The 16,326-nt window shown below is 63.0% G+C and carries 11 protein-coding genes; 7 read left to right on the top strand and 4 right to left on the bottom strand.

Going from position 1 to position 16,326, the window contains the following annotated elements; all coding sequences use genetic code 11:
• Nucleotides 1-8 precede the first annotated feature (8 nt).
• The gene (locus tag M5B98_RS22340) at nt 9-398 is read left to right on the top strand and encodes a hypothetical protein (RefSeq protein ID WP_248744000.1); all 390 of its coding nucleotides are present in this window, start codon (nt 9-11) and stop codon (nt 396-398) included.
• On the opposite strand, the gene M5B98_RS22335 is transcribed toward M5B98_RS22340, so the two are convergent.
• On the bottom strand, nt 399-1,175 hold the full coding sequence (locus M5B98_RS22335) for a TatD family hydrolase (RefSeq protein ID WP_248743999.1): 777 nt from the start codon (nt 1,173-1,175) through the stop codon (nt 399-401).
• Between the two features lie 3 nt (nt 1,176-1,178).
• On the bottom strand, nt 1,179-2,174 hold the full coding sequence (gene cra / locus M5B98_RS22330; RefSeq protein WP_085711835.1) for a catabolite repressor/activator: 996 nt from the start codon (nt 2,172-2,174) through the stop codon (nt 1,179-1,181).
• A gap of 306 nt (nt 2,175-2,480) precedes the next feature.
• Here cra and ptsP point away from each other — a divergent pair, with 306 nt between their 5' ends.
• From ptsP to M5B98_RS22310, 4 genes are read left to right on the top strand one after another with little or no spacing between them, the layout of a single operon-like run.
• Complete coding sequence (gene ptsP / locus M5B98_RS22325; protein ID WP_248743998.1) at nt 2,481-5,342, top strand: phosphoenolpyruvate--protein phosphotransferase; 2,862 nt, start codon at nt 2,481-2,483, stop codon at nt 5,340-5,342.
• The gene (gene pfkB / locus M5B98_RS22320) at nt 5,342-6,283 is read left to right on the top strand and encodes a 1-phosphofructokinase (RefSeq protein WP_248743997.1); all 942 of its coding nucleotides are present in this window, start codon (nt 5,342-5,344) and stop codon (nt 6,281-6,283) included. The genes ptsP and pfkB overlap by 1 nt, the downstream gene beginning before the upstream one ends.
• An 11-nt stretch (nt 6,284-6,294) precedes the next feature.
• The gene (locus M5B98_RS22315; RefSeq protein ID WP_248743996.1) at nt 6,295-8,028 is read left to right on the top strand and encodes a PTS fructose-like transporter subunit IIB; all 1,734 of its coding nucleotides are present in this window, start codon (nt 6,295-6,297) and stop codon (nt 8,026-8,028) included.
• A gap of 59 nt (nt 8,029-8,087) precedes the next feature.
• Nucleotides 8,088-9,629 (top strand): alkaline phosphatase D family protein, encoded by a 1,542-nt coding sequence (locus M5B98_RS22310; protein WP_248743995.1) that lies wholly within the window; start codon nt 8,088-8,090, stop codon nt 9,627-9,629.
• Between the two features lie 55 nt (nt 9,630-9,684).
• Here the strand turns inward: M5B98_RS22310 and M5B98_RS22305 are convergent, their stop codons facing one another.
• Together M5B98_RS22305 and M5B98_RS22300 are read right to left on the bottom strand one after the other, a co-directional pair.
• A complete protein-coding gene (locus tag M5B98_RS22305; protein ID WP_248743994.1) occupies nt 9,685-12,213 on the bottom strand; it encodes a PepSY domain-containing protein in 2,529 nt (842 codons plus the stop codon).
• A 132-nt stretch (nt 12,214-12,345) separates the two neighbouring features.
• Nucleotides 12,346-14,664: a TonB-dependent receptor gene (locus M5B98_RS22300; RefSeq protein WP_248743993.1), complete on the bottom strand. Its 2,319-nt coding sequence runs from the start codon at nt 14,662-14,664 to the stop codon at nt 12,346-12,348.
• Nucleotides 14,665-14,871: 207 nt separating this feature from the next.
• On the opposite strand from M5B98_RS22300, the gene M5B98_RS22295 reads away from it, so the two are divergent.
• Nucleotides 14,872-15,552, top strand: coding sequence for a Fe2+-dependent dioxygenase (locus M5B98_RS22295; protein WP_085729567.1), 681 nt, complete (start codon nt 14,872-14,874; stop codon nt 15,550-15,552).
• Nucleotides 15,553-15,609: 57 nt separating this feature from the next.
• Complete coding sequence (locus tag M5B98_RS22290) at nt 15,610-16,311, top strand: tetratricopeptide repeat protein (protein ID WP_248744057.1); 702 nt, start codon at nt 15,610-15,612, stop codon at nt 16,309-16,311.
• The last annotated feature ends 15 nt before the right edge of the window (nt 16,312-16,326 follow it).

Genomic DNA, 16,326 nt, shown 5'->3' with positions numbered 1-16,326 from the left:
GGCCACACATGTCTGTTGCAACCCTGGGAGTCCAGGGCCGCTGTGCCCATTGCCAGACCACGCTGCTGCTCAAACCCTGGCAACTGAATGCCATCGCGATCAATGAACCGTTCACCTGCGCTCACTGCCAGAAAACCCTGGAGCTGCGCTGCCCGAAACAGATCAGACGCTTCAAGTCCCTCGATTCGTTGGGTTGGTTACGCTTCAGTGCTTCGTTGACGGTGTGCACCGCGTTGCTGGTGGCGCTGGTGATGGAATGGATCGGGCTGCTCAACGTGACCGAGCAGTTGAATGCTTCATTGATCGTGGTTTTCGTGTACTTCGCGCTGATGCGTTTTGTTCACCACCGGCAGCACATGACCCTGACGCTCGACGCGGTGAAGGCCCACGGCGAATGACTACCAGCCGAACACTTCACAGCAGTTGGCGGTGCTGGTCTCGGCGAGTTGTTCTGCACTGATATTCATCAATCCCGCAATCGCGTTGCAGATCGCCGGCAGATGCGCCGGTGTGTTGCGCACGCCGGGGTACATGGCGGGCGCCATGTCCGGTGAGTCGGTTTCCAGCACCACCGAGCCCAGCGGTAAATCCGCCAGTACTCGATGCATGCGCAAGGCCTGGGGCCAGGTCGGCGCGCCGCCGAGACCCAGTTTGAAACCGAGTTTGATGTATTCCCGCGCCTCTTCACGGCTGCCGGCAAAGGCATGGATGATGCCTCCGCGCTTGAGCCTGAAACGCTTGAGCGTGGCAATCACCGCCGCGTGGCTGCGCCGCACATGAATCAACGCCGGTAACTCGAAATCCGCTGCCAGTTGCAGTTGCGCGTCGAACAGCGCCTGCTGGCGTTCGCGGTCGAGGGTTTCGATGAAATAGTCCAATCCGATTTCGCCGACGGCGCACAACTGTCGATGACCGCGCAGCCGTGTCAGCCAATCGCCCAGCGCAGGCAAGTCTTCCGGCCGATGCTGATCGAGATAAACCGGGTGCAGGCCGAAAGCCGCGTACAAATCGGCATCGCTTTGCACCAGATCCCACACCCGCTGCCAGTTGCCTTCATACACTCCCAGCACCACCATCCGCCGCACCCCGAGGGCACGGCTTTCCGCCAGCAACGCCGCACGGTCGGCGTCGAAGTCGGGAAAGTCCAGATGGGTGTGGCTGTCGATCAGCTCCACGGCTCAGTCCCGGTGAATACGCTGCTTGAAGGTACGGGCGATGGCTTGCACGCCAGGCTGGTAATCCGATTGCTCGACCGCCGCCAGCGCCAGTGCCAGCGCCTTGTCGGCAATCAACTGGTGTTGCTGGGCCATGGCGTTGACCGGCAGCGGCAGGAAGTCCAGCAACTGGGTGTCGCCAAACGTGCCGAGACGCAGCGGACGGTTTTTCAGCGGGAAGTCATGCAGCGCATCGAACACACCCTGCAACAGCACGTAGGACGTGGTCACCAGCGCATCCGGCAAATGCCCGAGGCGTTGCAGGAGTTCTTCCATCAATTGCTTGCCGCACTCGCGGCTGAAGGACTCGGCGTGCTCGACCAGCACTTCGCCCTTGAAGCCGGCGAGGGCCTGTTTGAAGCCGGCGGCACGTTCCTGGCTGATGCTCAGTTCCGGGCGGGCGCCCAGCAGCACGATCTGTTTCGGCTGCGGGTCGAGCAGGCTTTCGGTCAGGTGCAGGCTGGCTTCGCGGTCGTCGCTGACCACCGAGCAGAAATGCTCGGGATCCATCACCCGGTCGATGGCGATGACCGGCAAGCCCTTGGCCTGCAACTGGCGGTAGCTGTCGTCACCGGCCGGCAGGCAACTGGCGACGATCAGCGCGTCACAGCGTCGGGCGCGGAACAGCTGCAGCAATTGCCGTTCGCTGTCCGGCGCATCGTCGGAGCTGGCGATCAGCAACTGATAGCCCCGCGCCCGGGCGCCTTGTTCCAGCAGCTTGGCGATCCGCGCGTAGCTGGGGTTTTCCAGATCCGGCAGGATAAAGCCCAGGGTCCGGGTATGCCGGCTGCGCAGCCCGGCCGCCTGTGGATTGGGAGTAAAGCCGTGCTGATCGACCACCGCCCGCACCCGCTCGACGGTCGCGGTGCTGATGCGTTGCTGTTCGGCCTTGCCGTTGATGACGTAGCTGGCGGTGGTCACGGACACTCCGGCCAACCGCGCGATATCACTGAGTTTCAACCCGGGATTTCCTTGTTTTTTCGAGCTTGCCGCCACATTTTCGCCAATCCTACCCGATTCAGGCAGGCGACCATTGTCGCAGCGCATCCGACAAGTTGGACTTCAAGGATGAGACATTATCGAGTAACGTGCCGATCAATCTAGATTAAACGTTTCAGCAGGCGTATTTTCTACGTTTTAGACGCCTTTGGCCGGTTCTGCCGTGAAACCGCCAAAACTGCCTCCTGAAAGGGAAGCCTACAAGCGCCTAAGCTGCAACCATTCAAAACAATACCTGGCGCACCAACGCGTCAAAAAGGAGATCGCATGCTCGAGCTCACTGTAGAGCAGATATCCATGGGCCAATCGGCTGTGGATAAACCCGCCGCCCTGCAATTGCTGGCCAATCATCTGGTGGCCGATGGTCTGGTCGCCGACGGTTACCTGGCCGGGTTGCAGGCGCGGGAAGCCCAGGGCTCGACCTTTCTCGGTCAGGGGATTGCGATCCCCCATGGCACGCCCGAAACCCGCGATCAGGTATTTGCCACTGGCGTACGGCTGATGCAGTTTCCCGACGGCGTGGACTGGGGCGACGGCCAGATCGTCTACCTGGCCATCGGCATCGCGGCCAAATCCGACGAACACCTGCGCCTGCTGCAATTGCTGACCCGCGCCCTCGGCGAGACCGATCTGGGCCAGGCCCTGCGCCGCGCCAGTTCGCCCGAAGCGCTGCTGAAGCTGCTGCAGGGCGCGCCACAGGAGCTGGCGCTGGATGCACAGATGATCGGCCTCGGCGTATCCGCCGACGATTTCGAAGAGCTGGTCTGGCGCGGTGCGCGTCTGCTGCGTCAGGCCGATTGCGTAAGCAACGGTTTTGCCGGCGTGCTGCAGCAAGTCGAAGCACTGCCACTGGGCGATGGCCTGTGGTGGTTGCACAGCGAGCAGACCGTGAAGCGTCCGGGTCTTGCCTTCGTCACGCCGGACAAACCGATGCGCTACCTCGGCCAGCCCCTCAGCGGTCTGTTCTGTCTGGCCAGCCTCGGCGAAGCGCATCAGGCGTTGCTCGAGCGTTTGTGCGCGTTGCTGATCGAAGGTCGCGGCCATGAACTGGGCCGCGCCACCAGCAGCCGCAAAGTCCTCGAAGTGCTTGGCGGTGAGTTGCCTGCCGACTGGCCGAGTGCGCGAATTGCGCTGGCCAACGCTCATGGCTTGCATGCGCGGCCGGCGAAGATCCTCGCGCAGTTGGCGAAGAGCTTTGACGGTGAAATCCGTGTCCGCATCGTCGACGGTCAGGACAGCGCAGTGTCGGTGAAAAGCCTCAGCAAACTGCTGAGCCTCGGCGCCCGTCGCGGTCAGGTGCTGGAAGTCATCGCCGAGCCGAGCATCGCCGCCGATGCCTTGCCGGCCTTGCTCGCCGCTATTGAAGAAGGCCTCGGCGAAGAAGTCGAACCGTTGCCGGCCGTGAGCCAGCAGCGCGAAGTCATCGTCGACATCGCCGAAGTCTTGAGCGCCCCGGCCTCCGGCAGCCTGCTGCAAGCGATTCCTGCCGCCCCCGGCATTGCCATCGGCCCGGCGCACATTCAGGTCCAGCAAACCATCGATTACCCGTTGCGTGGCGAGTCCGCTTCCATCGAACGTGAACGTCTCAAGCAAGCGCTGGCCGATGTGCGTCAGGACATTCAAGGCCTGATCGAACGCAGCAAGGCCAAGGCGATCCGCGAGATTTTCATCACCCATCAGGAAATGCTCGACGACCCGGAACTCACCGATGAGGTCGACACCCGCCTCAAGCAAGGCGAGAGCGCCGAGGCAGCCTGGATGGCCGTGATCGAAGCCGCCGCGAAACAACAGGAATCGTTGCAGGACGCCTTGCTCGCCGAACGAGCTGCCGATCTGCGTGATATCGGGCGTCGGGTGCTGGCGCAACTGTGCGGCGTGCAGACGCCTGCCGAGCCTGAGCAACCGTACATTCTGGTGATGGATGAGGTCGGCCCGTCCGATGTGGCGCGTCTTGATCCGGCGCGGGTGGCGGGGATTCTCACCGCCCGGGGTGGCGCCACCGCTCACAGCGCCATCGTGGCTCGCGCTCTGGGGATTCCGGCACTGGTCGGTGCGGGCGCAGCGGTGTTGCTGCTGAAACCGGGCACGCCGTTGCTGCTCGACGGCCAGCGCGGTCGCCTGCATGTCGATGCGGATGCCGCGACCTTGCAACGCGCCAGCGAAGAGCGTGACACCCGCGAACAACGCCTGAAAGCCGCCGCCGAGCAACGCCATCAACCGGCGCACACCACCGATGGCCACGCCGTGGAAGTGTTCGCCAACATTGGCGAAAGCGCCGGCGTCGCCAGTGCAGTCGAGCAAGGCGCCGAAGGCATCGGTCTGCTGCGCACCGAGCTGATTTTCATGGCCCACCCGCAGGCGCCGGACGAGGCGACTCAGGAAGCCGAATACCGCCGCGTCCTCGACGGCCTCGCCGGCCGACCGCTGGTGGTGCGCACCCTCGACGTCGGCGGTGACAAACCGCTGCCGTATTGGCCGATCGCCAAGGAAGAAAACCCGTTTCTCGGCGTGCGCGGGATTCGCCTGACCCTGCAGCGTCCGCAGATCATGGAAGCGCAGTTGCGCGCCTTGCTGCGTTCTGCGGACAACCGTCCGCTACGCATCATGTTCCCGATGGTCGGCAGCGTCGACGAGTGGCGTCAGGCCCGGGACATGACCGAGCGTCTGCGCCTGGAAATCCCGGTCGCCGACCTGCAACTGGGGATCATGATCGAAGTGCCGTCCGCCGCGTTGCTGGCGCCGGTGCTGGCCAAGGAAGTGGATTTTTTCAGCGTCGGCACCAACGACCTGACCCAATACACCCTGGCCATCGACCGTGGTCACCCGACCCTGTCCGCCCAGGCGGACGGCCTGCACCCGGCGGTGCTGCAACTGATCGACATCACCGTGCGCGCAGCCCATGCCCACGGCAAATGGGTCGGCGTCTGCGGTGAGCTGGCGGCGGATCCGCTGGCGGTGCCGGTGCTGGTTGGCCTTGGCGTGGATGAACTGAGCGTCTCCGGGCGCAGCATCGCGGAAGTCAAGGCGCGCATCCGCGAACTCAGCCTGACGCAAACGCAAAACCTTGCTCAACAAGCCCTGGCCGTGGGCAGCGCCAACGAAGTGCGCGCATTAGTGGAGGCCCTGTAATGGCCAAGATTCTTACCCTGACCCTCAACCCGGCGCTGGACCTCACGGTGCAGTTGCCGCGTCTGGAACCCGGTCAGGTCAATCGCAGCGACGAGATGCACACCCATGCCGCCGGTAAAGGCGTAAACGTCGCGCAGGTGCTGGCCGATCTCGGTCATCAACTGACTGTCAGCGGATTTCTCGGTGAAGACAATCTGCAGGCGTTCGAAAACCTGTTCGCCAAACGCGGCTTCGTCGACGCCTTCATCCGCGTTCCGGGTGAGACCCGCAGCAACATCAAGGTCGCGGAACAGGACGGACGCATCACCGACATCAACGGCCCGGGGCCGGTGGTCGGCGCGGTGGCGCAACAGGCGTTGCTGGATCGACTGGTACAGATCGCGCCGGGGCATGACGCGGTGGTGGTGGCCGGCAGTCTGCCGCGTGGGGTCAGTGCGAAGTGGTTGCGCGAGTTGATCGAGCGCCTGAAAGCCCTGGGCCTGAAAGTGGCACTGGACACCAGCGGCGAAGCGTTGCGCACTGCACTGAAGGCCGGCCCGTGGCTGATCAAACCGAACACCGAAGAGCTGGCCGACGCGCTGGGGTGTGAAGTGCTGTCCCACGTCGCAGAGGCAGAAGCGGCCAGTCGCTTGCACGCCCAAGGCATCGAGCACGTGGTGATTTCCCACGGTGCCGACGGTGTGAACTGGTTCAGCGTCGGCTCGGCGCTGCATGCCACGCCGCCGAAGGTCAGCGTCGCCAGCACGGTCGGTGCTGGCGACTCGTTGCTGGCCGGCATGCTCCACGGTCTGCTCAGCGCCGATACGCCGGAACAAACCCTGCGCACGGCCACGGCGATTGCGGCGCAGGCGGTGACCCAGATCGGTTTCGGTATTCACGATGCTGCGCAACTGACGCAGCTCGAACAGGGCGTGCGCGTGCGTCCCCTGACAGAACAATAAGAGGGTTTGTCATGAAGTTAGCCATTGTCACGGCCTGCCCGAACGGCATGGTCACCAGTGTGCTGTGCGCCCGGCTGCTGGATGCCGCGGCCCAGCGTCAGGGCTGGAGCACCAGCGTCGAAGTGGTGGATGCGGCGCATCCGGAACGCGCGTTGTCGGCGGCCACCATCGAGGCGGCGGAGTGGGTGTTGCTGGTGGCCACCGGCGACATCGACATGACGCGTTTCATCGGCAAGCGCGTATTCCGCATCGCGCCGGCGCAAGCGCTGCAGGATGTCGAAGCGGTGCTGCGACGCGGTGCCGAGGAAGCCGAAATTCATGTCGCCAGCGAAGTTGCCCCGACTGCCGTCGAGCAGCGCGTGCCGCGCATCGTCGCCGTCACTGCATGCCCGACCGGTGTCGCCCACACCTTCATGGCGGCCGAAGCCTTGCAGCAAACCGCCAAGCGTCTGGGCTATGCGTTTCAGGTGGAAACCCAAGGCTCGGTCGGGGCAAAAAATCCCCTGAGCGCAACGGCGATTGCCGAGGCCGACGTGGTGCTGCTGGCAGCCGATATCGAAGTCGCCACCGAGCGTTTCGCCGGCAAGAAAATCTACCGCTGCGGCACCGGGATCGCGTTGAAGCAATCCGAAGCCACGCTGAAAAAAGCCCTGGCCGAAGGCAAACAGGAAAGTGCCGCAAGCGACGGCAAGGCCCCGGCCAAACAAGAGAAAACCGGCGTCTACAAACACCTGCTGACCGGTGTGTCGTTCATGCTGCCGATGGTGGTGGCGGGCGGCTTGATGATCGCTTTGTCGTTCGTGTTCGGCATCACCGCGTTCAAGGAAGAAGGCACGCTGGCGGCGGCGCTGATGCAGATCGGTGGCGAGACCGCGTTCAAATTGATGGTGCCGTTGCTGGCCGGTTACATCGCCTATTCGATTGCCGACCGTCCGGGGCTGGCGCCGGGAATGATCGGTGGTTTGCTGGCGAGCACCCTGGGCGCCGGCTTCATCGGCGGGATCGTTGCCGGTTTCATCGCCGGTTATGCGGCGAAGCTGATCAGTCGTTATGTGGCGTTGCCGCAGAGTCTGGAAGCGCTGAAGCCGATTCTGATCATCCCGCTGTTCGCCAGCCTGATCACCGGGCTGGTGATGATTTACGTGGTCGGCAAACCGGTGGCCGGGATGCTTGCGGCGCTGACACATTTCCTCGACAGCATGGGCACCACCAACGCGATCCTGCTCGGTGTGCTGCTGGGCGGCATGATGTGCGTCGATCTCGGCGGGCCGATCAACAAGGCTGCGTATGCGTTTTCGGTGGGGCTGCTGGCCTCGCAGAGTTACGCACCGATGGCCGCGACCATGGCCGCCGGTATGGTGCCGCCGATTGGTCTGGGCATTGCCACCTTCATCGCCCGGCGCAAGTTTGCCCAGACTGAGCGCGAAGCTGGTAAAGCGGCGTTGGTACTGGGCTTGTGCTTCATCTCCGAAGGGGCGATTCCGTTTGCCGCGAAAGACCCGTTGCGGGTGATCCCGGCAAGCATTGCCGGCGGTGCGCTGACCGGTGCGCTGTCGATGTACTTCGGCTGCAAGCTGATGGCGCCCCACGGTGGCCTGTTTGTGCTGGCGATTCCGAACGCGATCAACCATGCGCTGCTGTACCTGCTGGCCATCGTTGCGGGCAGCCTGCTGACGGCGCTGGTGTATGCGCTGGTCAAGCGGCCGGAAGCGGTCGAGCTGGCGTTGGAGCCGGCCAACGCCTGAGGTGTCACACCCGCTTCATCTGGTGATGGTTAAGTTTTCCTTTTTTCAGGGAGAACAGCATGAGCGATTTCAACCTCGGTCGCCGGCGCGTGATGCAAGTGGTCGGCGCCGGTTTGCTGATGCCGGGGCTGGCCCCGGCCGTGATCGCCTCGGTCAAGGATCGACCGCAACTCACCGACGGCGTGCAGTCCGGCGACCTGCAGGGCGATCGGGCGATGATCTGGAGCCGCAGCGACCGCCCGGCGCGGATGGTGGTGGAGTGGGATACCCGCAGTCAGTTCCGCCATCCGCGCCGCGTCATCTCCGCGCTGGCCGATGCCCGCAGCGACTTCACCGCCCGCGTCGAACTCACCGGGTTGCCCGTCGATCAGGCGATTTTCTACCGCGTGTATTTCAAGGACGCCCAGACCGGCGTCGCCAGTGAGCCGTGGCTCGGCCATTTGCGCAGCGCACCGACCGCACGGCGCAATATCCGATTCGTCTGGAGCGGCGACACGGTCGGCCAGGGCTTCGGCATCAACCCGGATATCGGCGGCATGCGCATCTACGAATCCATGCGTTTGCGCCTGCCGGACTTTTTTATCCACAGCGGCGACACCATCTACGCCGACGGCCCGGTGCCGGCACAACTGACCACCGAGGGTGGCCGCGTGTGGCGCAACCTCACCACGGAAGCCAAGAGCAAGGTCGCCCAGACCCTCGACGATTATCGCGGTAATTACCGCTACAACCTGATGGATGAAAACATCCGCCGCTTCAACGCCGAAGTGCCGCAGATCTGGCAGTGGGACGACCATGAAGTGGTCAACAACTGGTCACCGGGCAAACAGCTCGACGAGCGCTATCAGGAAAAAGATATCCACACCCTGGTCGGGCGCGCGCGTCAGGCCTGGCTTGAATATTCGCCGATGCGCCGTCAGGCAGCGGACGGTGGCGGGCGGATTTATCGCAAGTTGAGCTACGGGCCGATGCTCGATGTGTTCGTGCTCGACATGCGCAGCTATCGCGGCGCCAACGACGACAATCTCGGCGCGGAAAAGCCGTTCCTCGGGCGCGAGCAACTGAACTGGCTCAAGCGCGGATTGAAGGCCTCGAAAGCCCAGTGGAAAGTCATCGCTGCCGATATGCCGATCGGCCTTGGCGTGCCGGACGGTGAAGTCAGCCCCGGCGTGCCGCGTTGGGAAGCGGTGGCCAACGGCGATCCTGGCCCGGCTCAGGGGCGCGAGCTGGAAGTCGCGGAATTGCTCGGGTTCCTGCGTAAACATCAGGTGCGCAATTTTGTGTTCCTGACAGCGGATGTGCATTACTGCGCGGCGCATCACTATCACCCGGATCGCGCCGCGTTCCAGGATTTCGAACCGTTCTGGGAGTTTGTCGCAGGCCCGTTGAACGCCGGGAGTTTCGGGCCCAATCCGCTGGACAAGACCTTTGGCCCGGAAGTGGTGTTCCAGAAAGCGCCGCCGACGCAAAACGCCTCACCGTTTGCCGGATTCCAGTTTTTTGGCGAGGTGAATATCGAGGGGCAGAGCGGGGAGATGAGTGTGGTGTTGCGGGATCTGAACGGGGTGGCGGTGTTTGAGCAGAAGTTGCAGCCGACCTGAGTTCAGCGCAAACAAAATGTGGGAGCGAACTTGCTCCCACAGTTGTTATTTATGGTCAGTAAACGTCGCGACGATAGCGACCCTGTTCGATCAGGCGTTCGACTTCTTCGGCGCCAAGGATGTCATGCAGCGCCAGGTCGACGCCCGACGCCATCCCTTGCAGGCTGCCGCAGATGTAGATCACGGCACCGTCCGCCAGCCACTTCTTCAGTTCGCCAGCCGATTCGCGCAAGCGGTCCTGCACGTAGATCTTCTCGGCCTGATCCCGGGAGAACGCCAGGTCCAGACGCGCCAGATCACCATTGATCAACCACTCTTCGAGTTCTGCGCGACAGAGGAAATCGTGTTCCCGATTGCGCTCGCCGAACAGCAGCCATTGGCGCTGCTGCCCGTCCGCGATCCGCGCCTTGAGCAGGCTGCGCAAACCGGCAAGGCCGGTGCCGTTGCCCAGCAGGATCATCGGCACAGGCTGGTTCGGCAGGTGGAACCCGCTGTTGCGGCGTACTCGCAGGCTGATACTGCCGCCCACTGGAGCATGCTCGGTCAGCCAGCCGGAGCCGATGCCGAGGGTGCCGTCGCTGTGTTGTTCCTGACGCACGATCAGTTCCAGCACGCCGTCGGCGGCAATCGAGGCGATCGAGTATTCGCGCATCGCCAGCGGCACCATCGCATCCACCAGCGCTTGAGCGTGCAGGCCCACCAGATGCGCGCGGTGCTCGGGCAACTGGCGGGTGGCGAGAGCGACTTCCAGCGATTCCTCCAGACCGTTGACCTTCACGCTGGTTTCGCCGCGAATGCTGAGGCCGTCGAGGAAATGTTCGATGGCCCACGGGCAGTTGCGCGGCAACACTTCCACCAGGTCGCCGGCCAGCCAGCTGCTGGTATCCGGTGCCGAAAGCCCCAGCAGGAAAACCGGTGAACCGCTGCTGTCAGGGTTCATCAACTCGCGACGGACCAGCGTCCAGTTGCCGTAGCTCGGTGCCTGCCAGGTATCGACCGGCACCTGGCCGGTGATCAGGCCGAGCTGGGTCTGCCAGTGCCGCAGCGCGTAAGGGTCGCCGCTATCGACCTCCACCGGGGCGAACAGGGTCTTGCCGCCATGCTCGCCCAGCCATTGATGCAGGCGTCGGGCGAAACCGCAGAAGTGCTGATACTGGCGGTCGCCGAGACCGAGCACCGAGTAGTTGAGGTTGTCGAGAGCCGAGGCACGGTTCAGGACTTTGCGCTCGAAACCGCGAGCGCTGTCCGGCGCCTCGCCGTCACCGAAGGTGCTGACCACGAACAGCGCGTTGTTTGATTCCTGCAGATCCTGTTCGCTGACATTCGCCAGCGGCTGCACCTTCACCGGCAGGCCGGCAGCCTGCAACTGACCTGCGGTCTGCCACGCCAGTTGTTCGGCAAAACCGCTCTGGCTGGCGAAACCGATCAGCCACGCCGGGCCATCGCCGGCCGGTTGTTCGAGACCCTGACGGGCATCCTTGATCTGATTTTTCTTGCGTCGGCGGTCCAGGTACAACAGCCAGCCAGTGATGAAAAACAGCGGCATCAATACCGCCGCGACGGTCACGATGATTCGTCCGACCAGACCGAAATAGCTGCCGACATGCAGCGCATAAATGCTGGTCAGCAATTGCGCCTTGAAGCTCTTGTCGGCGTAGCGGTCGACCCGTTTGACGACGCCGGTGGCCGGGTCGAGGGTGATCTGGTTCAGCGCGCGCTCATGGGGCGAGTTGTCGAGCAGGTAGAACACGGTCGCCGGTTGGCCGGCCACTGGCGGCATGCGGATGTTGTAGGAAGCGAGGCCCGGGCCGGCGGCGCTGTAGATGCTGATCCACATGGCTGCGTAATCGGCAGTCGGCGCCGGACCTTCGGGAGCCGGGCCACGGCCGCCGCGCACGCGCTCGTTCTGCGGCGCATCCGACAGCAGTTTCGTCAGGCCTTTGTTGTACCACTCGTAGGACCAGGACAATCCGGTCAGTGCCAGCATCAGGTAAACCAGCATGCACCAGGTGCCGAACACCGAATGCAGGTCCCAGTTGAAGCTGCGGCCCTTTTTCTTCCAGTCCAGGGTCAGCCACACGCGCCAGCTGTTCCACTGGCGCGGCCAGCGCAGGTACAGGCCGGACAGGCAGAAGAACAGCAGCATCAGAGTGCAGGCGCCGGTGATGTTGCGGCCGGTATCGCCCATGGCGAGGAATCGGTGCAACTGCAGCATCAGGCCGAAGAAGTCCTGGCCGGTGGCCTCGCCCTTGAACTCGGCGGTGTAGGGATCGAAGTAACGCATCTCGCCACGGCGCTCACCTTTCGGCGGGGTGAACCAGACGCGCCCGGCGGTGCCGCTCTCGGTCTCGACCGAGAGCATCGAGACTTTCTTGCCCGAGGCGGCTTCGATCTGCGCCACCAGCTCGGCGGGCGGCAGGACGCCGGCGACCTGTTTCTCCACCTGCAAAACAGAGGGGTTGAGGGCTTTCAGGATCTCGTCCTGAAACGAATAGGCAGCGCCGGTGATGCCCATCAGGGCCAGCACCAGCCCGGCAGTGATGCCAAAAAACCAGTGCAACTGGAACAGGGTTTTCTTCAACACGTCGCTAGCCTTGTCCGTTCGAAAGTGGTGTTCACGGCGTGCATTATGCCGTGGGTTATCGAGAAACGTTCTTTATTACGCACAAAAGCCCCGTTCAAGTGAATGAACGGGGCTCGAGACTTCCGGCTTCGATCAGAAGTGGAAGTTGGTGCTCAGCAATGCCGTACGGCCCGCCGCCTGGTTGGCGAAGTGAGTCGAGAAGGCTTTGTCGTAGTAGGTTTCGTTGGTCAGGTTCTGCACGTTCAATTGCAGGTCGACGTTCTTGGTCAGCTTGTACGCAGCCATCGCGTCGTAGCGAACGTAGGAATCGACCATGGTGGTGTTGGCCACGCTGCCGTACACGTCATCCACGTAGAACGCACCGCCACCGATGGTCAGCTTCGGCGTGACCTGGTAAGTGGTCCACAGGCTGGCGCTGTTTTTCGGCGTGTTAGGCAGTTCGTTGCCGTCGGTGGCACGGTTCAGCGGGCCGCCATCAACCTGTTCGCTGTCCATGTAGGCGTAACCGGCGAACACTTGCCACTTGTCGGTGATCTTGCCGCTGGCGGACAACTCGATACCTTGTACACGAGTCTTGCCGGCGTTTTCGTACGAGGTGGTATCAACCTGGACACGAGCGTTTTCTTTCTCGGTGCGGAAGATGTCGGCGGTCAGCGACAGGCGATCGTTCAGCAGATCCCACTTGGTACCGATTTCGTAGTTCTTGGTGGTTTCCGGCTCCATGTCGCTCTTGAGCAGGTTGCCGCTGCGATCGGTGGTGCCGCCCAGCGGGTTGCCGTCCATGCCCTCGCCCAGGGTGTTGCCCGGTGGCGTGGCGGAGGTGGCGTAGGACGCATAGATGCTGCCGTTTTCTGCCGGTTTGTAGACGATGCCGAACTGGCCGGTGACGAACTCGCTGGTGTCAGCACCTTTGGCGGTGGTGGTGCCCGCGTTGGTGTAGGTGTGGTAGCCGGTTTCGAAGTGGTCGTAACGCAGGCCCATGTTCACCAGCCATTGCGGGGACAGTTCCAGGGTGTCGAACACATACAGCGCGTAGGTATCGGACTGGGTGTCGGTGCCGGCGTAGTTGCGCGAGATCGCGCCGTTCCACGGATCGTTCGGGTTCGGGTTCGACAGCGAGGTGCAGTTGTAGCCGCTCGACGCGCCGATCATCGACGGGGTGCAGTTGGTGGTCGCGGCGCTGGTGCGCGGCGTGGTGTCGGTGTTGACGTTGTACGAGGACTTGCGGCTTTCCTCTCGGGTGTACTCGACACCGGTGGAGAAGCTGTTCTTGAAGCCGGCAACGTAGAAGTTGCCGAACAGGTCAGTCTGGTTGGTGGTGGTCTCGGTGTTGCTCACGCGGGTGTTCGCACGACGCCAGACGCTGCCGTTGTTGACGTTGCCCTTGCTGTCGTCCGGCTGGGTCAGGATGTAGTCCTGCATGCTGGTGCCGTGACGCAGGGTGTTCTTGATGGTCAGCGAGTCGCTCAGGTCATGCTCGATGGCGAAGGTCGCGGTGTCGGTGCGACCCTTGCGGAAGTCGCGACCGTCCAGACCGTAGAAGTTGCTGTGATCGCCACCCGAGTACGGCTTGTCCGGGTTGGATTTGGTGCGTGCCGCTGAGCCTGCCTTCGGAATGGTGTACGGGATGCCCGAGTCCGGGGTGTCGTTGCTTTCGAGATGGTAGTAGTCGAGGTTGACGCGGGTGTCGGTGCCCAGGCCGAAGGCCAGGGACGGCGCGATGCCCCAACGGTCGTAGTCGACGCTGTCGCGACCGGCGACGTTGCTCTCGTGGCTCATCAGGTTCAGACGGCCGGCAGCGGTGTCGCTGAACTGGTAGTTGCCGTCCAGGGTGTAGCGCTGGGTCTGGTCGGAGCCCCAGGTGAAACCACCGTCGAACGAGTTGCCCAGGTGGGCTTTCTTGCTCACCAGGTTGATGCTGCCGCCAGCCGCGCCGCGACCGCCGATGGCGGAGTTCGGGCCCTTGCTGACTTCGATGTTTTCCACGGCGAAGATCTCACGGCTCTGGGAGCCGGTGTCGCGTACGCCGTCGAGGTAGGTGTCGCCCTGGGCATCGAAACCACGGATGAACGGACGGTCGCCCTGCGGGTTGCCACCTTCACCGGCACCGAAGGTGATGCCCGGTACGGTGCGCAGCGCATCCTGCATGTTCAGGGCGCCGGTGTCCTTCAGGACTTGTTGCGGAATCACGGTGACCGAGCGCGGCGTATCGACCAGCGGCGCGGTGTACTTGGGCGAGGAGGCTTTCTCGACCTGGTAGGACGTCGAGTCCTGGGCTTCGCCGGTGATGGCGGTGGCGTCCAGGGCAATGGCATTGCCGGAGGCTTTGCTGTCGGTCTTTTCGGCCGCGAACACCATGTGGCCTGCGGAGCCGGCGGTCAGTGCGACGCCGATGGCAGAGGCGAGCAGACGTGGTGAGCTGACGGGTAATTGTGCGTGTTGACGTGACATTTTTATTCCCCTCCCCAAGGATTTGAGGCGGCGGAATATAGGGTAAACAGGTATTCGTATCAATTGCGAAACATTGTTATTCGCGACGAATTTACATTCTTTACAATTTAACCTTACGGTTTTTGCCGATTCATTCGTCTAGCGGGTTTTACACAGCCAATAAGAATCAATACCATTGCCGCCTCTTTGCCATCAGGTGACTTCGACATGCTGCTGCACATCCCCGCTCTGTTCGAGAAAGACGAAGTGCGGCGCATCCGCGAGGCTCTGGAACAGGCCGACTGGGCCGATGGCAAGATTACCGCCGGCTATCAATCGGCCAAGGCCAAGCACAATCTGCAACTGCCCGAAGGCCATCCGCTGGCCAAGGAAATCGGCGCCGCGATGCTTGAACGCCTGTGGAAAAATCCGCTGTTCATGTCGGCTGCGCTGCCGCACAAAGTATTCCCGCCGTTACTCAATTGCTACACGGCGGGCGGCAGTTTCGATTTTCATATCGACAACGCGGTGCGTCAGCCCAAGGGCAGCATAGAGCGGGTGCGCACCGACCTGTCGGCCACTCTGTTCTTCAGCGAGCCCGAGGATTACGACGGCGGCGAGCTGGAGATCCAGGACACCTACGGCACCCAGCGCGTGAAACTGCCCGCCGGCGACATGGTCCTGTACCCCGGCACCAGCCTGCACAAGGTCAACGCGGTCACGCGCGGCGCACGTTATGCGTCGTTCTTCTGGACCCAAAGCCTGGTGCGCGAGGACAGCCAGCGCGCCTTGCTGTTCGAGATGGACGGTGCGATCCAGCAACTCACCCAGGACATGCCCGATCACCCTTCGCTGATCCGCCTCACTGGCACCTATCACAACCTGCTGCGTCGCTGGGTAGAGGTGTAAGTGGCGGACTTTCGTTTGCGCCGCGAGGAAGTCCTCGACGGCGAACGCCTCACCGCGATGCTTGAAGAAAGCCCGGCCCGTGCGGCCCAGGCCATTCTGATGGCGGCGGGTGAGGGCGTGCTGGAAGCACGGGCGCTGCTCGGGCAGATTCTGCTCGATGGTCACGGGATCGCTCAGGATCAGCCGCTGGCACTGCGCTGGTTTGGAATCGCGGCAGGGCAAGGGCATCTGATGGCGCGCAACATGCTCGGCCGTTGTCATGAACACGGATGGGGTTGTGCAGCAGATGCGTCGATTGCCGCGCAGCACTATCGGGTCGCTGCCGAAGCCGGGCTGGACTGGGCGATGTACAACCTCGCCAATCTGCTCGCGACCGGACGCGGTCTAGCGGTCGATCATCTTCAGGCCATGGCGTTGTATCAACGTGCGGCCGAAGCCGGGCATGCCAAGTCGATGAACCTGCTCGGGCGATATCTGGAGGAAGGGCAAGTGTGCCCGGCCAATCCCGCAGCGGCCCGTGACTGGTATCGACGTTCGGCCGAGGGCGGGGATTTTCGCGGGCAGTTCAGTCATGCGGCGGTGTTGGCGGCTGAGGGGCGCGTCGATGACGCGATTGTCTGGCTGGAGAAAGCGCTGGCCGGCGGCAACCTGAACTTTCTGAGAGTGGCGAGCCAGACACTGGCGAGCGCAACCGATCCGAGAATCCAGACACTGGCGCAGGCCTACGCTCGCCGCTGCGCCGAGTTACAGAACACCTGAATCGCAGGCACAAAA

It is taken from the genome of Pseudomonas sp. MWU12-3088 (genome assembly GCF_023242405.1).
Lineage (GTDB): Bacteria > Pseudomonadota > Gammaproteobacteria > Pseudomonadales > Pseudomonadaceae > Aquipseudomonas > Aquipseudomonas kribbensis.
This window is presented reverse-complemented; position numbering and strand designations above follow the sequence as displayed.